Annotated in this window: 14 protein-coding genes; 8 read left to right on the plus strand and 6 right to left on the minus strand. The window is 62.7% G+C overall.

Features of this window, described 5'->3' with window-relative positions:
• Window positions 1-15: 15 nt before the first annotated feature.
• Window positions 16-3,192 carry an efflux RND transporter permease subunit gene (locus tag ACELLULO517_RS18060; RefSeq protein WP_227308818.1) on the plus strand — a complete coding sequence of 1,059 codons (3,177 nt, stop codon included), beginning with the start codon at window positions 16-18 and terminating at the stop codon, window positions 3,190-3,192.
• 39 nt (window positions 3,193-3,231) lie between these two features.
• Here the strand turns inward: ACELLULO517_RS18060 and ACELLULO517_RS18065 are convergent, their stop codons facing one another.
• From ACELLULO517_RS18065 to ACELLULO517_RS18075, 3 genes are read right to left on the minus strand one after another with little or no spacing between them, the layout of a single operon-like run.
• Window positions 3,232-4,086: an alpha/beta fold hydrolase gene (locus tag ACELLULO517_RS18065; protein ID WP_227308819.1), complete on the minus strand. Its 855-nt coding sequence runs from the start codon at window positions 4,084-4,086 to the stop codon at window positions 3,232-3,234.
• Window positions 4,087-4,105: 19 nt separating this feature from the next.
• Entirely contained in the window at window positions 4,106-5,155 is a 1,050-nt protein-coding gene (locus ACELLULO517_RS18070) for a M29 family metallopeptidase (RefSeq protein ID WP_227308820.1), read from the minus strand.
• Window positions 5,156-5,170: 15 nt separating this feature from the next.
• Window positions 5,171-6,163 carry a LysR family transcriptional regulator gene (locus tag ACELLULO517_RS18075; protein WP_227308821.1) on the minus strand — a complete coding sequence of 331 codons (993 nt, stop codon included), beginning with the start codon at window positions 6,161-6,163 and terminating at the stop codon, window positions 5,171-5,173.
• 190 nt (window positions 6,164-6,353) lie between these two features.
• Here ACELLULO517_RS18075 and ACELLULO517_RS18080 point away from each other — a divergent pair, with 190 nt between their 5' ends.
• The 6 genes from ACELLULO517_RS18080 (at window position 6,354) to ACELLULO517_RS18105 (ending at window position 14,246) form a co-directional block, all read left to right on the plus strand.
• On the plus strand, window positions 6,354-7,412 hold the full coding sequence (locus ACELLULO517_RS18080) for a histone deacetylase family protein (RefSeq protein WP_227308822.1): 1,059 nt from the start codon (window positions 6,354-6,356) through the stop codon (window positions 7,410-7,412).
• 11 nt (window positions 7,413-7,423) lie between these two features.
• A complete protein-coding gene (locus ACELLULO517_RS18085) occupies window positions 7,424-8,578 on the plus strand; it encodes an aromatic ring-hydroxylating oxygenase subunit alpha (protein WP_227308823.1) in 1,155 nt (384 codons plus the stop codon).
• A gap of 311 nt (window positions 8,579-8,889) precedes the next feature.
• Window positions 8,890-10,467: an ABC transporter substrate-binding protein gene (locus tag ACELLULO517_RS18090; RefSeq protein ID WP_227308824.1), complete on the plus strand. Its 1,578-nt coding sequence runs from the start codon at window positions 8,890-8,892 to the stop codon at window positions 10,465-10,467.
• A 1-nt stretch (window position 10,468) separates the two neighbouring features.
• Window positions 10,469-11,485, plus strand: coding sequence for an ABC transporter permease (locus ACELLULO517_RS18095; protein WP_227308949.1), 1,017 nt, complete (start codon window positions 10,469-10,471; stop codon window positions 11,483-11,485).
• The gene (locus ACELLULO517_RS18100) at window positions 11,485-12,363 is read left to right on the plus strand and encodes an ABC transporter permease (RefSeq protein WP_227308825.1); all 879 of its coding nucleotides are present in this window, start codon (window positions 11,485-11,487) and stop codon (window positions 12,361-12,363) included. Before ACELLULO517_RS18095 ends, ACELLULO517_RS18100 begins: the two co-directional genes overlap by 1 nt.
• The gene (locus tag ACELLULO517_RS18105) at window positions 12,363-14,246 is read left to right on the plus strand and encodes an oligopeptide/dipeptide ABC transporter ATP-binding protein (RefSeq protein WP_227308950.1); all 1,884 of its coding nucleotides are present in this window, start codon (window positions 12,363-12,365) and stop codon (window positions 14,244-14,246) included. The genes ACELLULO517_RS18100 and ACELLULO517_RS18105 overlap by 1 nt, the downstream gene beginning before the upstream one ends.
• Here the strand turns inward: ACELLULO517_RS18105 and ACELLULO517_RS18110 are convergent.
• Window positions 14,227-14,370: a hypothetical protein gene (locus ACELLULO517_RS18110; RefSeq protein WP_227308826.1), complete on the minus strand. Its 144-nt coding sequence runs from the start codon at window positions 14,368-14,370 to the stop codon at window positions 14,227-14,229. The genes ACELLULO517_RS18105 and ACELLULO517_RS18110 overlap by 20 nt on opposite strands.
• A 21-nt stretch (window positions 14,371-14,391) precedes the next feature.
• Complete coding sequence (locus tag ACELLULO517_RS18115) at window positions 14,392-15,165, minus strand: SDR family NAD(P)-dependent oxidoreductase (protein WP_227308827.1); 774 nt, start codon at window positions 15,163-15,165, stop codon at window positions 14,392-14,394.
• A 95-nt stretch (window positions 15,166-15,260) separates the two neighbouring features.
• Between ACELLULO517_RS18115 and ACELLULO517_RS18120 the strand changes: the two genes are divergently transcribed.
• Complete coding sequence (locus tag ACELLULO517_RS18120; protein ID WP_227308828.1) at window positions 15,261-15,851, plus strand: TetR/AcrR family transcriptional regulator; 591 nt, start codon at window positions 15,261-15,263, stop codon at window positions 15,849-15,851.
• Window positions 15,852-16,054: 203 nt separating this feature from the next.
• On the opposite strand, the gene ACELLULO517_RS18125 is transcribed toward ACELLULO517_RS18120, so the two are convergent.
• A complete protein-coding gene (locus tag ACELLULO517_RS18125) occupies window positions 16,055-20,116 on the minus strand; it encodes a Hint domain-containing protein (protein ID WP_227308829.1) in 4,062 nt (1,353 codons plus the stop codon).
• Window positions 20,117-20,192 lie beyond the last annotated feature (76 nt).

Here is a 20,192-nt window from a genome sequence, read left to right on the forward strand (position 1 = left end):
TCAATCGAGGTCGTCATGCGCTTTCCGCATTTTTTTATTGACCGCCCGATCTTTGCCATCGTTCTCAGCACCTTCGTAACGATCATCGGGCTTGGCGCGCTGGTGATCCTGCCCGTCGCGCAATATCCCGAGATCGTCCCGCCGACGGTACAGATCACCACCGTCTATCCCGGCGCCTCGGCCGAGACCGTGGCGCGCACCGTCGCGACACCGTTGGAGCAGGAGATCAACGGCGTCGAGAATATGCTCTATCTCAGCAGCCAATCCACGGGTGACGGAAAACTGACCGTTACGGTCACATTCCGTTTGGGCACCGACCTTAACGTCGCGCAGATGCTCACCCAGAACCGGGTCGATAACGCACTCTCCCGCCTGCCCGATGACGTGCAGCGGCAAGGCGTGGAGGTGCGCAAATCCACGCCCAATATCCTGCTCGCCGTGCATCTGTACTCGCCGGACAAGTCCCGTGACGTGCTTTATCTCTCGAACTACGCGACGCTTCACGTCAAGGACGCGCTTGCGCGCCTTCCGGGGGTGGGTGACGTCCAATATATCGGCGCGCGCGAATATGCGATGCGCATCTGGCTGGACCCGGACAAGATCGCGTCGCGCAATATGAATGCGTCCGAGGTCCTGGCCGCCTTGCGTGCCCAGAATTTGCAGGTCTCCGCCGGCATTCTCAATCAGACCCCGGTCACCTCGCATCAAGCCTATCAGATGAACGTCGAGACTCTGGGTCGGCTGACGACGCCGAAACAGTTTGAAGATATCGTGCTTAAAACCGATGCCGACGGGCATGTGACCCGATTGCGCGACGTCGGCCGTGCCGAGATCGGCGCCGCCGATTATGGCTCGACAAGCTATATGGACCGCGGACCGGGGCTTCCGCTTTTGATCTTCGCGGAACCCGGCGCCAACTCCCTCGCCGTCAATAGCGAGGTCCTGCAGACCATGGACCGCTTGTCCCGGCAATTTCCCGCCGGGGTCGGGTTCAAGATCATTTATGACCCGACCATCTTCATCAGCAAGTCGATCGACCATGTCGTCCATACGATCTTCGAGGCGATCATCCTCGTGGTGCTCGTGGTCGTGGTCTTCCTGCAGACCTGGCGGGCCTCCGTGATCCCCGTCATCGCCATCCCGGTCTCCTTGATCGGTTCCTTCGCGATACTGAATATCCTGGGAATTTCCCTCAATAATCTTTCGCTCTTCGGCTTGATCCTTGCGGTCGGCATCGTCGTCGACGACGCGATCGTCGTGGTCGAGAATGTCGAGCGTAATCTGCGGCTCGGCATGGCGCCAAAGGAAGCCGCTCATAAGACGATGGACGAGGTCGGCGGGGCGATCATTGCAATCGCCCTGACGCTTTGCGCCGTTTTCATACCCTCAGCCTTCATCTCCGGCATATCCGGGCAGTTCTTCAAGCAATTCGCGGTCACCATCGCGGCCTCGACCATCATATCCTGCTTCGTGTCGCTGACGCTGAGCCCCGCGCTCTGCGCGCTGCTTCTGAAGCCTCACGAAATGGGCGGGCCTGCCCGTCGCGGCCTGTTGCGGCGCCTCGTCCAGGGCGGTTTCGACCGCTTCAATATCGCCTTCAATGGGATGGCCGATGCCTATAGCGCGCTGACACGTCGCTTTTTGCGACTGAGCGCCTTGGTTCTCATCATCTATGTCGGGTTGCTTGCCTTGACGGTGTTCCAGTTTTCCAGAACGCCGACCGGGTTCATCCCCGAACAGGATCAAGGCTATCTGATCACGATCGTCCAATTGCCGCCGGGCTCCACCCTCGTGCGCACGGAAGCCGTGGTCGAACAGGCCATCAACATCATGCTCGATACGCCCGGCGTGCAGCATGTCGCGCCATTCGCGGGCCTCGACGCCACGACCTTTACGGTGGCGCCGAATGCGGGGACGATTTTCTCCGGCCTGCCGTCCTTGTACGATATGGCGACGCACGGGATCACGGCGAATGGCGTGCTGGCACAGCTGCGTCAGCGCCTGTCCGTGATCAAAGGCGCCTATGTCCTCACGATACCGCCGCCGCCCGTCCAGGGCCTCGGCAATGCCGGCGGCTTCAAGATGATGCTGGAGGATCAGGCCGGATTGGGCCCCGATGTTTTGGCGCAGGCGGCCCAGTCCCTGGTCTCAGCCGCGAATAGCGATCCGGCGATCGTCGGCGCCTTCACCTTGTTCAGCACGCGGGCGCCGTCGCTTTATCTGAATATCGATCGCCAGAAGGCGGAAATGGTCGGCCTGACGCCGACCGACGTGTTCAACACGCTGCAAGTCTATCTGGGCTCGCAATATGTCAATGACTTCAACTATCTCGGCCGGACCTACGAAGTCATTGTCCAGGCGGACGGCAAATTCCGCCGCAGCAATGGCGACATCTCCGGACTGAAGGCCCGCAATATCAGCGGGGATATGGTGCCTGTCGGCACCGTCGCCTCGTTCCTCGATCGGACAGCGCCTTATCGCGTGCCACGCTACAACCTCTTTCCAGCCGCCGAGGTGCAGGGCGTGGCGGCACCCGGCGTCGCCACGGGAACGGCCTTGGCCCATATGGAGGCCTTGGCGCAAAAACTGCTGCCGCGCGGGATCAGCTACGAATGGACCGATTTGGCCTATCAACAGGAACAGAAAGGCACGCCGACCTGGCTGGTCTTCGGCGCGGCGGCCTTGTTCGTTTTCCTGGTGCTGGCGGCACAATATGAAAGCTTGAAACTGCCCTTGGCGGTCGTTCTTATCGTGCCGATGTGCCTGCTCGCCTCGGTCACCGGCTTGCGGCTGAGAGGCATGCCGATCGACATTCTGGCGCAGATCGGCTTCGTGGTCCTGGTCGGCCTGGCCGCCAAGAACGCCATTCTGATCGTGGAATTCGCGCGTCAGGCCGAGGACGAGGGCCTGTCCCTCACGGACGCCACGGCCAAGGCGGCAAGGACGCGACTGCGGCCCATCCTGATGACCTCCTTCGCCTTCATCCTGGGAGTCGCACCGCTCGTCGTATCGACGGGCGCGGGCGCGGAGATGCGGCAGTCGCTCGGCACCGCCGTCTTCTTCGGCATGCTGGGCGTCACCCTGTTCGGCCTGCTCTTTACGCCGACGTTCTATACGGTGGTCCGGCGCCTCCGCTGGAAGCGTGGTCCTGTTGCAACCCCTCACCCGGCCGAACAGACGCTCCCGAAATAGATGCCGCCGACCCGCGGATATGGTCGGCGGCCGGTCGCATCAGCGCAAACGATGGGCCTCGAAATCCTCGCCGGCCGCGAAACGCGTCATCAGATCGGTGACCATCTCCGGCTGCTCGACATGGGGAACATGGGCGCAGTCCGGAAGCCCGACGAAATAGGCTTCGCGCGCCTGCCGGCCGAGCGCCATGGCGCGATCCGCATTCGCGCGCGGGTCATTCAAACCCCATAGCATCAGCAAAGGGCAATCGATCTCGCCGAAACGGTTATGGACGTCCCATTCCCGGCAGGCTTCAAGATTCATCTTGCCTTCCATGATCGCCTCAAACCCGCGCTTCAGGTGCGGCTGGGCGAAAACGTTCATTTGCATGATTTCCAGGGCATGCGGGACGCTGGCCAGGTCATAGACCATGCCCGCCAGGCGCTTGCGCACCGTCTCCAGGGAGGGGTTCGCCATGGTCGCCAGCGCCGCCGCCTTTGCCGCGCGGAAGCTTTCCAGACGCTGCTCGTCAGGCATGGAGACCGAGGCCGAGCTCAGCAGCGTGAGCTTCTCCACCTTACCCTTGCGCGCGAAATAGATCAGCAGCGCCAGAAGCGCGCCGTAGGAACTGCCGCAGAGGAAGAACTTATCGATGCCGAAAGCGTCGAGCACGCCGAGGAGATGCTTCACCATATGCGGCTGCGGCGGACCGCTTTCGAAATCACCCACGCCAGTGAAGCCATGCCCCATCAGATCCGGCGCGATAACGGTGAAGTATTTGCTGAGCGGATCAATCACCCGCATCCATGAATCGGTTGATGCGCCAATGCCGTGTACCAGCAGCAAAGGCGGGCCGCTGCCCTCGACATAGCAGCGGGTCAGGATTCCATTGGCCTCGATATAGGCGACGCGCATTGCGGATACCTTTTTCGGATCAGAACAGAAGGGGCAGAAGTTTGTCATGCAGCGGCCGCAGGGCCGCAGGGCCGACGAACCGGCCGCAATCCTGTATCAGTTCGCCGTTGACGGTCAGCGTCTGGTCCAAGACCACGCCGTCCGGATGGTTCTCACCGCCACCTTCCTCCCACCAGGGCAGTCCCATGCCGATGGCATTGGTGCCCGGCACCCGGATATCCTCGCTGAAGGACTGGCCGGTAAAGCGGGCGGCGGGATGGAACCCCATCGTGAAATGGATCAGTCTGCCATAGCCTTGGCCGCCGGCCGCGCGTCTCAGCGAGCGTTCCAGCGTCGGCCCGTCCTCCGCGCCTCCGCCCGAGAACTGAGTGATACTGCCGTCGACCTCGATGGTCAGCGGGCGGCGCAGGATGCGATAATGCTCATCAAACAGCGCCTGCAACACGACTTTGCCGTGTGCAGTCTTGTCTTTGGGATAAATGTTCTGCGCCCCCGGGGTTGTGTGCATCCCCGGTATATTGGCGACGCGATGTCGCTTGATTTTCACGGTATCGAGTTCGAACCGCACATCCGTGCCGAGGGGGCAGGTAACATGCGCTTCCTGTCCCGCTACGCTATCCAGCCATTCGACCAGGGCGACCTGGAAATCCATCAGCGCCGGGAAGGCGACACCGCCATAGATCCGGCCGAAGCTTTTCGCGCTCGGCATATTGAGCAGTCCGTAGCGCACGCGCCCAGCCTTCAGGGCGGCCGCATGCATCCGCGACCCCGCAAGATAGGGAAAACAGAAATCCAGCCAGACGTCTGACGCTGCCGCCGCCGCGATCAGCGAATCAGGGACGAACGGATCCGCCAGCGCCCCCTGAAAGGGCAGCTGCGGCAATAGCCCTGTCATCGGCCGCGCACCACACCGCTGAACGGCCTGCATCAGGCCCTCCACCAGCGCCGCGTCGGCCGTGCCGTCCGCCGTGATCAATACGCTTTCGCCGGCCTGGATCGCGAAATGCGTCTCGACCAGCGTCCGAATGGCGAGATCAAGATATTGATCTCCACGCATCATAGTCTGCATGGCGCTAAGCCTCCTCTAAGCGGCAGAACGACGGGTCGGGCGGCCGACTGCTCGGGGATAAGTACGTTCAGATAGCGGCTGGGTATCGACGATCGCACTCAACAGACGTACGAAGGCCGCCTCGATCCGGCCCAATTGACTGCGCGGATTTGTCACCAGGTAAACGTCGATGGCGGGCGGGTCGTCATAGGGTGGCAGGCGCCACAGCAGCCCATCATCCAGGTCGCGTTTCATGACGTGAATGGGCATCGCGCCGATGCCGACGCCCGCGACCAGCAGGCGTCGCAACTCTTCCAGATTGTCGGATATGCCAACCATGGGCACGGCGAGATTGGCTTGTTTGTTCAACGCGCCAATGGTTTGAACCCAGTCGGAAAACGTAAAGACGCGGAAACTGACGGCAGGTTCCCCTTCCAGATCGCGGAGCGTCAGGCCCTCTTTTCCAAAGAGATGATGGGACCGGCCACAAAAGAAGGCAAAATGTTCCCGATACAGATGCAGATATTCCAGATCCGGGTGTTTCACGCTCGCAAGACAAATCCCGATCTTGGTCGATTTGTTCATGGTGGATTCCACCACGCTGGAACTTGGACTGACCGAGATATCCATCGTCACGCGCGGATAGCGCCGATGAAATTCTGAAAACGTCGAGTCCACCAGATCACTGACGATATGGCTGGCCAGGCGGATCTGCAGCGTGCCCACCAGTGACTCGCTTTCCTCCTCCAGCAGCTTCGGCATATGCGTGATCGTGTGAAAGATCTCGCTACACTCACGATGCAGGATACGGCCGGCATCCGTCAGCCGAAAGCTGGTCGCACTGCGCACCGCCAAGCGAATGCCAAGCTGTTGCTCCAGCCGCTTGAGCGCGATGCTGACAGCCGGCTGACTGCGACACAAGGCGACCGCCGCGCGTGAGATGCTGCCTTCTTCGGCAATCGCCCAGAAAGCGCGCAGCAAATTCCAGTCCAGATCATTGGCCAGACGGCCGGTTCGGCGGTTGCTCATTGATAAGTTACCTTACACTTGATCCGAGCCCCAGAGTCTTCAGTAGGCGGTGTCTTCAGGCGATTATAGTTGCCGAAATCTACACATATATAGATTTGATTTATGCATTCATCGAAAATCTAAACTTGATCTATACTCACATACTGCGGCATCCTTGTCCAGCAATGGAACAAATGAGCAGCACGGCAGCATGAAGGTTGTGTATTCCGCGAGACAGGAGGCGCATGCGCCTGAATACTTCCTGGTGTCCGGCCGTCAGCGCGCGCATCCTGATGTCCCGGTGCGGATCGAAAGCCTGCTGAGCGGCGTCACGACATTAGGGCCTGACGTGATTGATGCCGCACCCGTGGCATTGCCCTATTTGAAACGCGTACACACCGCAGATTATCTGGCCTTTCTCGAAAGCGCTCATGCCCGCTGGACCGTCTTGCCGAATGCTGGGCCCGAGGTCGTTCCGAACGCGCATGCAAGGCGCGACGGGGGCGGTTACCCGACCTCGGTCGTCGGTCAGGCAGGCTATCATCTGATCGATCTGGCCTCGCCGATCGGTCGCAACACTTGGCCCTCGGTCTTGTGGAATGCCCATTCCGCAGCCACGGCCGCGTCCATGGTGCGCGACGGCGAAGCCGCCTACGCCTATGCGTTGTGCCGGCCACCCGGACATCACGCCGGCCCGGATTTTGCTGCAGGATTCTGTTACCTCAACAATGCGGCAGTCGCCGTCGAAGTGCTGCGCGAACGCTTTGCGCGCGTCGCCCTGGTGGATATCGATGTCCATCACGGCAACGGCACGCAGGAAATTTTTATCGACCGCCCCGATGTGCTTGTCGCCTCGCTGCACGGCGATCCCGCAGAGTTTTACCCCTTCTTCTGGGGCTATGCCTGCGAACAGGGAACAGGCGCCGGGCTAGGCGCCAATATCAATATGCCGCTGGCGCGCGGAACCGGCGACGACGCCTATCTCACGGCCCTGGAAACGGTGTTACATCAGGTCCGCGCCTTTCGTCCGGACGCCTTGGTGGTCTCGGTGGGATTTGACGGTTTCATCGACGATCCGCTGGCATTCCTCGCCTTGACCACGCCTGGCTTTGCCCGCATCGCCCAATCCTTGTCTCGGCTGAACCTCCCGACGGTGCTCGTTCAGGAAGGCGGCTATAACACGCACGAGCTTGGCCGCAATCTTGCAGCATTCTTGCATGCCTTCGAAACCAGTTCCGACGAGGTAACCGGCTCGGCTTTCACGCAGTAGGACCCATTATCATGCCCGACAGCAATCAAGTTGGCCTCCCCCCCGACCTCGCGCGGACCTTTGAACCCGTTACCCGCGCCAGCCATGCGCCCGGCGCGCTCTATACGGACCCAGCCGTCCTGCAGCGGGAGATGGACAGCATCTTCATGCGGGAGTGGCTCTGTCTGGCCCGATCGGAGGAGATCGCCAGTCCCGGCGATTACATGACCTTCCAGGTCGGCAGCGAACCCGTCATGATATGTCGCGACAAAGACATGGCGCCCCGCGCCTATGCCAATATGTGCCCGCATCGCGGTGCCAAATTGGTGATGGGGCAAGGCAATTCCCGCGCCTTCGTCTGTCCTTATCACGCCTGGAGCTTCAATCTCGACGGGCGGCTGATCGGGGCAAGCTGGATGGCGGAAGCGGAGGGTTTTGATAAGACCACCTGCCATCTGCACGAGTTCCATCTGCGCGAATGGGGCGGTTGGCTGTTCGTATCCGTGGCGCCGGATCCGCAGCCCTTTGAAGACTATATCGCCGTCTTCGATCAGAAATTCGGCTATGTGAAGATGGAGAATTTGAAAATCGGCGTCCGCCTGGATGCCGAACTCAATTGCAATTGGAAGCTGATGGTCGAGAACTTCCTCGACTTCTACCATGGCAAGATCCTGCATAAGGACACTGTCGGTCGTTTTCTGTCCACGCCCGACGTCACCTATGACCTGCGGCCCGAGGGGCAGGTCTATGTCGACCATTACGATGTCGGTACCTTGTCCAAGGACGGCAAGATCTTCAAGAAGCGTATCCCGACCATGGCCGACAAGCCCGAGCTTTTCGCTCAGGCAGCGGCGCTGCCGCCCAATCTCAGTGTGTTTCAGCGGCTGGACTATACGGTCTTCTTCACCAGCTGGCCGATCGGGCCGAACCGCATGCGCATGACCACCATGGCGCTATGGCAGGCCGAGGATCTTGAAGGCGAGAGCGGCAAGAAGATGACCGATGAATATATCTTCATGCTGAACAAGGTGTTGCAGGAAGATTTTGACATGGTCGAATCCCTGCAGCTGGCGCTGCAATCCACATCCTTTGTGCCGGGACGCATGTCCCGTCTTGAGCAGGGCGTACAGCATTTCGTCCAGCACAGCATCAAGCGCGCCTATGGAGACGAAGACTTCCGCGCTTAACCGGGAAGCCGGCACGCATTTTGATAGACGATTGCGGCGTTTCATGCGCAGCGCGCAATGATGCCCGGGCGTCGATGCCCGGTCGTTTTTTCGCCGGATCGTTTCGCCGCTTGATCGGTCCCCGATACCGGTCAAGCCGCGCGACCCGACTGGAAGAGCCAATCGGTGAGGATTGCTTGAGACATCCACCCTGCCCGATCCCGCCTGGCCCGAAAATGCTTGCTGGTTAAAAATCTTCTTTAGCAAAAGAGCGTGATCATCTAGCGTCGGGTCAGCAGACCGAGACTATCCCCCATCTTGAGGCAAATAGCATGGATGAGTTTCGATATCCCCCGCTTGCAAACGAGGGCCCGTTCCAAACGTCCCGGCGGAGCCTGCTGAAGGCCGGCGCCATGACGGCCGCGGCCGCAGGCCTGGTCGGTTTCGGCTTCTCGGATGCAGAAGCACAGACGGCGACACCCAAGAAGGGTGGAACCTTGCGCGTCGCGATGACCGGCGGCACCTCGGGTGACACGCTCGATGCCCATAACGCGCTCACCCAGCCCGACACCTATCGGGTCATGGCGCTGTATGACGGTCTCGTCGGCATGGCGGCGGATGGGCAGGTGGTCAACGCCTTGGCCGAGACGATGGAATGCGACAGCAAGGCCTCGTCCTGGACGATCCGGGTGCGAAGCGATGCCAAATTCCATGACGGGCGGCCGGTCACGGCCAAGGATGTGGCGGCAACCTTCAATCGGATCTGCAACCCGACCGCGCCGACTGTGGGCGCCGTGGCTCTCGCCCCGCTCGACCTCAAGAATATCAGCTATCTTGACGAGCGTACGCTGCGCATTCCCACCCAGACGCCCTACGCCATCCTGCGCGATGTCATCGCCTGCCCCTTCATGGCCGGCATCGTTCCGACCGACTATGACCCCAAGAAACCCGTGGGTGCGGGTCCGTTCAAGTTCAAATCCCTGACGCCCGGTCAGCAGACCGAGTTCCTGCGTTTCGACGAATACTGGGGCGGCGCTGCCCATCTGGACGGTTTCATTTTGCAGGAACAGTTCACGGACAATCTCTCGGCCTATAACGCCTTGCAGGGCGGTCAGGTCGATGCGGTTGCCAATGCACCGGCAAACCTCGTCCGGCAGGTCAAGAACAGCAGCACCCTCAAGGCCCTGGTGTCGGAACCTTCCGAGTTTACGCCTTTCACCATGCGGGCCGATGTTGCCCCCTTCAACAATCCCGATGTCCGCATGGCGCTGCGGCTGATGATGGACCGCGAGCGCTTCGTCAAAATCACGCTCTCGGGCCTGGGCACCGTCGCGAACGACCTTTATGGCCAGTATGATCCGTCCTTCGACAGTTCCCTTGTCCGCAAGCAGGATCTGGACAAGGCCCGCTTCCTGCTGAAGAAGGCCGGCGTCACCGACCTTGAACTGACAACCACCGACATGGCGAACGGCATTATCACCATGGCGGAAGTCTTCGCACAGCAGGCCGTCAAGGCCGGGGTCAAGGTGAAGGTCACCCAGGCCGATAACAACGTCTATTCCACCAATATGTTCACGAAAGTCCCCTTCTCGCAGGACTTCTATTACTATTCGCCCATCATGGGTCAGGCGCCCCTGTCCTTCCTGCCCGGCAGCTTCCTCAACGAAACGCATTGGGCGGATGCCGAATACTTCAAAGTCTATGACGAAGCGAAAGGCATCGTCGATTTTTCGAAGCGGACGGAGATGATCCACCGCCTGCAGCAGATCGAATTCGAACGCGGCACCTATATCATCCCGGCCTATAACTGCGTCATCGACCTCCTGGCGAAGAACGTCATGGGCCTGCCCAAGGCCCGCACCGGCTATGCCCTCGGCAATTTCTCGCTGACGAAGGCCTGGCTTGCCTGATATGGCCGAAGCGGTGCGGGCGGCACCCTGGCAAGGGGGCTGGGGATGGATCAGCGGCGGCACGATCGGGGCTATGCTCGTGCGCCGCATCGCGCTTGGCTTGGTGACGCTGCTTCTCGTCTCCCTGGTCGTCTTCGGGGCCACGCAGCTTCTGCCAGGCGACGTGGCGGTCGCGATCCTCGGCCGCACCGCGACGCCCGCACGCGTCGCGGCTCTGCGCGCGGCGCTGCATCTGGATCGGTCGCCGATGGCACAATACGGTCTTTGGCTGCTCGGTCTCTTCCAGGGCAATCTCGGCCGGTCGCTGGTCACCAATACCCCCGTCGCACAGGATATCGCGGGCCGCCTGCATAATTCGGCGATCCTCGTGTCGCTGACCGCCATCATCAGCCTGCCCATAGCGGTCGTCGCGGGGATCGCCGCAGCACACCGCCACGACAAGGCGACGGATCACGCGCTCTCGGCCGTCGCGCTGTCGCTCTCGGCCCTGCCCGAATTCGTGGTCGGCATCGCCTTGATTGTCCTGTCCTCCCTCGTCATTCCGCATTGGCTGCCGATGGTCTCCCTGGTCCGGCCGGGCCATTCGCCGCTGGAGACGCCGCGCATCCTGGTGCTGCCCTTGCTGACGCTGACCTTGATCGTCTTTCCCTATGTCTTCCGCATGATGCGTGGTTCGATGATCGATGTTCTGGAAAGCGACTATATCGAGATGGCCCGGCTCAAGGGTGTCGCGCGCCATCGCCTGCTCCTCGTCCATGCCCTGCCGAGCGCCCTGCCGCCGACAATTCAGGCGATCGCCCTGACCCTCGCCTATCTCGCGGGCGGGATCGTCGTCGTCGAATATGTCTTCGGCTATACCGGTATCGGCGCCGGCATCGTGCAGGCCGTCGTCTCGCGCGATCTGCCAGAGATCCAGGATTTCACGCTGATCCTGGCCGGCATCTACGTGCTTCTCAACATCGTCGCCGATACCTGCACGCTGGCTTTGACACCTAAACTGCGAACCGGGCGCCGATGATGACGGTCAGAACCTGGCTTCGCCGGACGGACTGGCCAACCGTCTTCGCGGCCGTCCTCGTCATTCTGGTCATGGCGATCGTCATCCTGGGCCCCTTCCTGGCGCCGCAATCGCCCACCGATTCCGTGGACGATGTTTTTGCGTTGCCTGCCCCAGGCGAGTTGCTGGGCAGCGACGTTCTCGGACGCGACGTGCTGTCCCGCGTTCTCTCCGGGGGCTGGCGCTTCCTGACCATGGCCGGGGCGGCCACCATTCTCGGTGTCGGCTTCGGCAGCCTGATCGGTATCCTGGCCGCCCTCATCGGCGGGATCCTGGATGAAATCATCATGCGGCTCGCCGATGTGGTGCTCGCCTTCCCGCAGCTCATCCTCGCTTTGCTGTTTGTGAGCTTTGCCGGATCAAGCCTCAGCCTCGTCGTTCTGGTCATCGCCATCGTGCATGTGCCGCAGGTCGCACGCACCTTGCGCGCCGCGTCGCTCAGGGTGGTGGGGGAGGATTATGTCCGCTATTCGGAAAGCATCGGCCTGCCCCGCCGCCGCATTGTCTGGCTTGATATCCTGCCCAATGTGCGGACCACGCTATTCGTGGAACTTGGCCTGCGTCTCACCTTTTCCATCGCGCTGATCGCAAGCTTGTCCTATCTCAGCTTCGGCGCGCAGCCGCCCTCGGCGGATTGGGGGCTCATGATCCATGAGAATCAGATCGGGATCGAAAGCAACCCCTGGCCGGTCATCGCGCCCGTCGTGCTGATCGCCCTTCTGTCCATCGGTATCAATGTCCTGAGCGACCGGCTGTCGCGCCGCCGTGGCAAGCGAGGCCGGTTGCAGACCGCCGCTCATCTGGCGCCCGTTCCGGCCAAGCTCGGCGAGACCGCGTGATGGGAAGCCTTTTCGCGAAGACCATGGCGAAGCCTGCAGCGGGTCTGGGCGCGGCCAAGCCTACCAGTGCCGGCATCGCGGTACGGCAACTGACGATCAACACCACGGACGGCGGCGTGCCGATCGTGCGCGGCATCTCGTTCACGGTGGCACCCGGCAGCATCCTGGGCCTGGTCGGCGAATCCGGCTCCGGCAAGACCACAGCCGGCCTCGCTTTGCTGGGCTATGCCCGATCGGGGCTCAAGATCGCCGGCGGCTCGGTCTCGATCGGCGGCGTGTCGATGCTCGATCTGCCGGAGCGTGAGCTAGTCGCCATGCGCGGCCGCGAAATAACCTATGTCCCGCAGGACCCGGCGACCGCTCTGCATCCGGGTCTGCGCTTGCGCACGCAAATGGCGGAATGCCTGCGGCAGCCGTCCGGCGCGCGTGAGCAGGCGCTGCACGGCATGCTGCAAGACGTCGGCCTGCCGGATCCGGCGCGTATCCTCGCCAGCTATCCGCATGAACTCTCCGGCGGTCAGCAGCAGCGGATCGCGATCGCGATGGCCTTTGCGGCAAAGCCGCAGGCCATTGTGATGGATGAGCCGACGACGGCGCTGGATGTCACCACGCAAACGCGCGTCCTGCAGCTGGTGCGCGCGCTTGCACAGCAACACCGTACGGCTGTCGTCTATGTCAGCCATGATCTGGCTGTGATCGCCTCTCTCGCCGATCAGGTGGCGGTCATGTATTCCGGGGAGATCGTGGAATCCGGAACCGCGGCCCAGGTCATCGGCCGTCGGCTGCACCCTTATACCCACGCGCTCCTGCGCGCCGTGCCCGATCCCGATCGCGCGCTATGGCTGGAGGGGCTGCCGGGCCAGGCGCCCGACCCGGCACAGCGCCCGCCGGGCTGCGTCTTCGCGCCACGCTGCGGCCTGGCCGAGCCAGCCTGCACCACGCAATCGCCGGATCCGGTTCTGGCGGAGCCGGACCATATGGTGCGCTGCTTCCGCGCGGGCAGCCTGCATATTGCAGCCCCCCGTCTTCTGCCCGCCGTCCCGCGGCCAGCCCAGCCGGTGTCGCCCTTGCTGCGCCTGACTGCCGTCCAAGCCTGGCATGGGCGGAAAGTCCTGCACGACATCGCCCTCGATATCGCGCCTGGCCGCGCGACAGCGATCGTCGGTGAATCCGGTTCGGGCAAAACCACGCTGGTGCGCTGCATCGCGGGCCTGCATAGCGCCTGGACGGGTGAGATCGCGCTGGCCGGCCAACCGCTCGCGACCAAGGCCAAGGCCAGACCGCTGGAGCAGTTGCGGCGCATCCAATACGTTTTCCAGAACCCCTACGCCTCTCTCAATCCGCGCCAGACCATCGGGCAATCCCTGCTGGTCGCGGCCCGGCATCTGCGGCGGGGGGAGCGGATTTCCCGCAACGAGACCCTGGCGGTCCTTGCCTCCGTCGGCCTGCCCGCTGCCGTCATCGACGCGCTGCCCGGGCAGCTGTCGGGCGGGCAGCGGCAGCGCGCGGCCATTGCCCGCGGATTGATCTGCCAGCCTGAACTGCTCATCTGCGATGAGGTGACATCGGCGCTTGACGTCTCCATCCAGGCAACAGTGATCGAGCTGCTTACCCGCCTGCAGGCGGAACGCGGTCTGACCATCCTGTTCGTCGCCCATAATATCGGCCTCGTGCGCAGCCTCGCACAGGATATCGTGGTGATGCAGGCGGGGCAGCTGGTCGAATCCGGCGAGACCCAGACGGTCCTGTCCGCGCCCATTGCGGCCGAGACCATCCGACTGATGCGCAGCGCCCCCCGGTTCGGCGCGGCGGCCCAGGATGAGTTTCATGATGGCGCGGCGCTGGACGCGTCTGGGATGGAGGCTAAACCGCTTCGCGGCTGACATAGCCGTAGAAGGAGACGGCGAGCAGAATGACGATGCCGTTCACCACATCCTGCACATGCGGTGAAATGACCATGATATTCATGAAATTGCTCAGCGCCGCCAGCAGCAGCGGCGGCGGCATGACAGCCGCCGCCTTCTTCTGTCAGCCGCGATAGGCCGGGGCGCCGCCCGGCGCGCCGGTAGCGCCGCCATCGACGACGATCTCGGTGCCGGTGATGTAGCGGGATTCGTCGGAGGCCAGGAACAGCGCGGATTGCGCCAGTTCATCGGCCTCCCCGAAACGCCCGAACGGAATGGCGGGCGTATACCTGGCTTCAAGCGCCGCCAATTCCGCCGGGCTCGGCGCCCGGCTGTTCCAGATCGGCGTGCGCGTGGCCCCCGGCGTGACCTGGTTCACGCGAATGCCGCGCAGCGCCAGATCGGTCGCGAAATTCCGCGTCATCGCCCGCACGCCGGCCTTGGTCGCCGCATAGCCGGCGCTATGCGGCAGGCCGAGCACCGCGTGAACGGAGCCGTTCAGGATCACCGAACCATGGTCAGGGATAAAAGGCAGCGCCGCCTGCACGGTGAAAAACACCGCCGTCAGATTGGTGCGGATGATCTGGTCGAACTGGGCGAGCGTCGTCTGCCCAAGCGGCGTCGGGCCGCCAATGCCGGCATTAGCGAAGACGATATCGAAATGCCCCAGCGCCTCAGCCGCTTCCGCCACGCCACGCTCCAGCGCTTCGATATCGGTGACATCGGCCTGAATGGCGACGGTGCCGGCCCCGATCAGCGCCGCGGCCTCATCCAGCTTCTTGCGGTCCCGCCCGGTAATGGCGACGCGTGCGCCCTCGGCCGCGAACATCCTGGCCGTGGCCAGGCCGATGCCGCTATTGCCGCCGGTAATCAGGGCCGTCTTATTGGCTAAACGCATGGGATCTCTACCTTGTCTTGAACGATGAAAGGATTATGTTCACAATCCATATCGTGAGATTATAATCATAATCTTGTTTGTCAAGGACCCTTCCGATGGGACGTTCCCAGGCCGCCAAGGCCGAAACGCATGACCGCATCGTCCGGATTGCCTCCGAACGGCTCCGCACCCATGGGCTCGACGGCGTCAGCGTGGCCGATCTGATGAAGGAGGCCGGGCTGACGGTCGGCGGCTTCTACAAGCACTTCGCGACGCGGGAGGATCTGGTGGCGGAAGCCGTCGCCTTCGGCCAAGGCACCTGGCAGGCCCGCATCGCCCAAGCCCCGTCGGAGGCCGAGAAGCCGAAGATCGGGGAGATGATCGACCGCTATCTCAGCCCCGCGCATCGCGATACGCCCGCGGCCGGCTGTCTGGCGGCAGCGCTGGTCGCGGAAATCGCCCGTGGCGGGCAGCAGACGCGGACGAGTTTTACAGGGGGGTTGACGAAAAGCTTCGACCTACTGGTCGAGCGCCTTCAGGCGGCGGGCAATACCGGCGATGACGCTGCCCTGCGGGCCAAGGCCATCACGGTCTATAGCGCGCTGATCGGCGCCGTCGGCCTGGCGCGCGCGGTGGATGACCCGGCCCTGTCCGAGGAAATTATGGCCAGCGCGGCTGCGCAGATCAAAGCGCTGGCCGCGCCTTAACAGCCATACGCTGGGCCAAGATGCAGATACCGGGCTGCGGGCGGTCAAGCGACATCTCGACCGCCTTTGTCATGCGCCGATCAGACGCGGCGTTCGGCCGTATGAAAGGCCGGCGCCTTGCGGATGCAGAATACGATGAGGACGACAGATTTTATGGCACTTCCAACTAACCTGACGGACGCTGGTGCCTGACCGATGAAGGATCAGGCCGCCGCGATTATGCTGGCGGCCCGTTCCGCCTGACGCGCGACGCTGGCCTTCACGCTGTCGACCTCAATCCCGGTCACCCGCAGCGGCGCCGCGCCGAGCGATTCGAAGATCAGCGCCAAGTCCTGCGCTTCGCTCGCCCAGCTCGGATGCAGGGTGACAGCACCGCCGCCATTCGCGAAGGAGCGGCGATCGCCGGTATCGAGATAGCTTTCCGTCGCCAGGCCCTCGGCCAGGATGATGTCATGCTGCGTCAGCTCGACATGGAAATAGGTTACGGCCTCTGCCTCGATCTGCCGGACGCTGGTGCCGTTGATGAGATGCTTGACCGGGATCAGCACGCCTTCCGCGAAGACCGCATGATCGGGCGAGAGATAAAGGTCGCGCGCCGGGACAGTCTCCCCGAAGGCACCGGCCGCGATCCGCACCGGCAGAACCTTCTGCGGCTCGGCATGACGGCGGCAGATGACCTGACGATGGCCGATCCAATTGACCGGCAGGGCCGCGCCGGAGGCGGTGATCAGCCTGTCGCCGATACGCAGATCCTCAACCTTCACCTCGCCTTGCTCGGTCAGGATCAGCGTGCCCGCCGCGAAGCAGGGCGCCGTAAAGACGATCTCCTCGCCGCCCGTGCCGTCCGCGACCAGCGACAGAGAACTTGAGAGGTCAGTGCCCGCGAAGGTGAAGGTTTCGGTCGTGCCGCCGCTGGTGACCGTCTCCTGCAAGTTGCCGCTGACGACCGCAGCGGTCAGCGTCGCCGAAGCGAACTGGGTCAGGTCAATCGCGTCGCCCGTGCCGAAGCCGGAGATGACCGCGCTGGTGAGCCCGTATGCGGCGGTGGTGACATCCGTCTCCTCAAGCGTTCCGGCGCCGGAGAAGACCAGGCTGCCCGACATATTGGCCTTGGGCGACTGCAGATTGATCACGCCGCCGCTCGTCAGGATAGTGGTGCCGGTGGCCGCGGCATTGCCGTCGATCGCCAGCGTGCCCCCGGCAATCGTCGTATTGCTAAGGACGGCACCTTTCAGAGTGACGTCGATCACGCCGCCGCCATAGACCGTTTCGCCGACAGCGACGGGCGCTGTACCGCTGACGGTCTGTGTGCCATAGACCTGATCGCCGGTCGCCGAGCCGACCAGCAGTTCGCTACCGCCTGCCGAGATGACCGTGTCGGTTTCGCTGCCGTCCAGCGTCGCCGAACCGCCGGAGAGGATCGTCGTGCTGAGGACAGAGCCGCCGGCACTGACCGTCAGCGACCCGCCGCTGCTGACCGTCAGCCCAGAACTTTTGACCCCGCTGGAGACCACCGTCTCCGTCGATGACCCTGAACTGGAGCCGGAGCTGACGACCGTGCCCGCGCCATAGACGATCGCCACGCCGCCCGTGCCATCGCTGGTCAAGGTCAGAGACGTGGCAAGGCCGCTGCCAGCGAAGGTGAAGGACTCACTATTGCCGCCGCTGCTGACCGTCTCCACAAGATTGCCGCCGACAAACGCCGAGGTCATCACGGCGCCCGAACCGAAATTCGTCAGGTCGATCACGTCACCCGTGCCGAAACCCGAGATCGTGGCGCTGACGCCGAAGCTGCTGCTGACGATGTCGGTTTCCTCAAGCGTCGCGGCGCCCGAGAAAATCAGGCTGCCGAGCAGATTGGCCTTGGGCGATTGCAGGTCGATGACGCCGCCGCTCATCAGCACCGTGGTACCGGTGCCCGAGACATTGCCGTTGAGATTGAACGTGCCGCCGCTCGATATCGTGGTGTCGTTGAGGATCGCGTCCTTCAGATCCAGGCCGATCGTGCCGCCGCTAAAGACCGTCTCATTGAAGGCGGTCGCCGTCCCGAAACTGATATTCTGGTAGCCGTAGATCTGGTCGCCGGTCGCGGTTCCGCTCAAAACCTCGATGCCGCCGGCCGAGATGACCGAGTCGGTATCGCTGCCGCTGACCATTGCCGAACCGCCGGAGAGGATCGTCGCGCTGACGATAGAGCCGCCGGAATTGACCGTCACCGTGCCGCCGCTGGTGACCGTGAGGCCAGTGCTTGTAGCCCCGCTGGAAACCACGGTCTCCACCGGCGCGGGCGGGACATAGACGATTTCCGTGCCGCTGCCGGCATCGGTCGTCGTTGACAGATAGGCCCCGATATTGCCGGCGAAGGTGAATGTCTCGGTGCCGGCGTTCCCGACGAGGGTCGCGACCGTATTGCCGCTGACCAATTGCGTGGTGAGCGTGCCACCGCTGATCGCCGTGAGGTCGATCACGTCGCCGACGCCGAAGCCGGAAATGACGGCGAGGTCGCCCTCGTTCGAGCTGACGACCGTCGTTTCCTCGAACGTCCCCGAGCCGATGAAGGTAAGCGAACCGCTGACGCTCGCCTTGGCGGAGTCAAGATCGACGATGCCGCCATTCTCGATGACGGTATCGACGGCGGTCGAACTGCCGTTGATATAAAGCAGGCCGCCATTGTCCAGCGTGATATCGGTCGCCGTGACACCCTTGATGAGCACCTCGATCGTGCCGCCGTTATAGACCGTCTCGTCGCTGATAATGGCGCCCGACAGATCGACGATCTGCATGCCTTGCACCTGATCGCCGGTCGCGGTGCCAAGAACGGTCTCGGTCGCGCCCTGAGCGATGGTGCTATCCGTGTCGGTCCCGCCGGCGGAAACAAGAATGGTGCTGCCGGACAGGGCAGTGATGTCGCTGATGATGCCGCCGCTCAGAACCGTGATCGCGCTGCCGCTGGTCAGGGTCGTGCCGCTCAGCGGGGAGCCGCTCGATACGGTCGTGGCCGTGGCGCTTGTGGTGGCCGAGGTCGGCGCGAAGGAAACGCCACGAATATTGGTATCCGTCGCCGCCGTCTCTAGCACGACGAAACTCTCACCGGTCTGCGCCGTCGTGGCACTCAATTCGTCGGTGATGCCATAAAGATAGGTCTGGTCGAGATCGCCGAGGGTCGAGTTCGTCGCGTAGAGCAGGACCTCGCCGCCCGCCGTCACCGTGCCCGTCAGGCCGATCAGACCCGTGGTGCCGGACGTGGCAGTGTTGGCCACCAGATCGAGACCATCGGACAGAGTATAATCCAGCACCCAATCGGTGCCGTTGAAGGTCCATTTCTGCAGACCGCCGTCGCCCAGGCCGCCCGCTTTCGGATTGCCGCTATCGGCGACGTAGAGCGTATCGGCGTCCGCGAAGAAGTAGCTCTCGGGGCTCAGATTAACGATAGAGCCGACATCGGCCCCATTGACGGCATTCGCGTCGGCCGTGGTCAACATCACGCTGCCGTCGATATTGGGCAGAACTTCCGCCGTGGTATCCGACACCGGCAGAAGCGTGCCGTAGGAGGAGATCTCCGACGTGCCGTCGGTGCCGCCCTGCGTGCTGTCGCGGGAGACATAAAGGACACCATCGACGATCTGGGCGTCGCGCGTGTCGGTGGTGGTGTCGATCGCGGTGGCGGAATTGGCGCCGTCCTGCACGTAGAAGACGCCCTGCGTGTCGTCGCCCTTCACGCCCTGGCCGGTTATATAGAAGCTTGTGCCGTCGACGGTCGCGACGCTGCGGATATTGTTCGTATTGAAGACGTTGTAGACGGCGGTGCTGGTATCGACGCTGGTATCATAGCCGATATCGGCGATGACACGCGCAACCGGCGTATAGGAACTGTCCAGAAGGCTGGTGGACTGCGCCAGCCGGGGATCGCCATAAACCGCCGCGCCGCCGGTATTATAGGTCGCGGCATTGACGCCATAGCCGCCAATGGTGAGAGACTGGCCGTCCTCGGACAGCTGCAGATAGCCTTCCGAGGAGGAGCCGTATTCGCCGGAAATCGCATATTCGGTGGTGCCGTTCTCAACCGTCGTGGTCTGCGGCAGCACCAGTTCACCGACGATGGAGGCGCTCGCCGTGCCGTCAAGCGACAGCTCTTCCAGGGCGATCGGCGTGGCCTGGTTGTCCGTATAGGTCCCGCTATTGTTGACGTCGCCTACCACGCTGATGACGAGGTCGCCTGCCGTGAAGGCCGTCAGCAGCTGATATTCTGTAGACGTAGACGACATGGGGCTCTCCACAAACGGTCAAGGCATCGCGCGCGTGCCCCCTGTAAATGAGCGCCCTTGGCTTGAATAATGACAG

Origin of the sequence: Acidisoma cellulosilyticum, from assembly GCF_020621385.1 — a bacterium.
GTDB classification, from domain to species: Bacteria; Pseudomonadota; Alphaproteobacteria; order Acetobacterales; family Acetobacteraceae; genus Acidisoma; species Acidisoma cellulosilyticum.

What these genes read in the sequence shown, in the direction of transcription:
- ACELLULO517_RS18070 (WP_227308820.1), bottom strand. Translation starts at nt 5,155, where the DNA reads ATGCAGACTATGATGCGTGGAGATCAATATCTTGATCTCGCCATTCGG.
- ACELLULO517_RS18110 (WP_227308826.1), bottom strand. Translation starts at nt 14,370, where the DNA reads ATGCCGCCGCCGCTGCTGCTGGCGGCGCTGAGCAATTTCATGAATATC.
- ACELLULO517_RS18115 (WP_227308827.1), bottom strand. Translation starts at nt 15,165, where the DNA reads ATGCGTTTAGCCAATAAGACGGCCCTGATTACCGGCGGCAATAGCGGC.
- ACELLULO517_RS18065 (WP_227308819.1), bottom strand. Translation starts at nt 4,086, where the DNA reads ATGCGCGTCGCCTATATCGAGGCCAATGGAATCCTGACCCGCTGCTAT.
- ACELLULO517_RS18095 (WP_227308949.1), top strand. Translation starts at nt 10,469, where the DNA reads ATGGCCGAAGCGGTGCGGGCGGCACCCTGGCAAGGGGGCTGGGGATGG.
- ACELLULO517_RS18085 (WP_227308823.1), top strand. Translation starts at nt 7,424, where the DNA reads ATGCCCGACAGCAATCAAGTTGGCCTCCCCCCCGACCTCGCGCGGACC.
- ACELLULO517_RS18075 (WP_227308821.1), bottom strand. Translation starts at nt 6,163, where the DNA reads ATGAGCAACCGCCGAACCGGCCGTCTGGCCAATGATCTGGACTGGAAT.
- ACELLULO517_RS18060 (WP_227308818.1), top strand. Translation starts at nt 16, where the DNA reads ATGCGCTTTCCGCATTTTTTTATTGACCGCCCGATCTTTGCCATCGTT.
- ACELLULO517_RS18080 (WP_227308822.1), top strand. Translation starts at nt 6,354, where the DNA reads ATGAAGGTTGTGTATTCCGCGAGACAGGAGGCGCATGCGCCTGAATAC.
- ACELLULO517_RS18120 (WP_227308828.1), top strand. Translation starts at nt 15,261, where the DNA reads ATGGGACGTTCCCAGGCCGCCAAGGCCGAAACGCATGACCGCATCGTC.
- ACELLULO517_RS18090 (WP_227308824.1), top strand. Translation starts at nt 8,890, where the DNA reads ATGGATGAGTTTCGATATCCCCCGCTTGCAAACGAGGGCCCGTTCCAA.
- ACELLULO517_RS18125 (WP_227308829.1), bottom strand. Translation starts at nt 20,116, where the DNA reads ATGTCGTCTACGTCTACAGAATATCAGCTGCTGACGGCCTTCACGGCA.
- ACELLULO517_RS18100 (WP_227308825.1), top strand. Translation starts at nt 11,485, where the DNA reads ATGACGGTCAGAACCTGGCTTCGCCGGACGGACTGGCCAACCGTCTTC.
- ACELLULO517_RS18105 (WP_227308950.1), top strand. Translation starts at nt 12,363, where the DNA reads ATGGGAAGCCTTTTCGCGAAGACCATGGCGAAGCCTGCAGCGGGTCTG.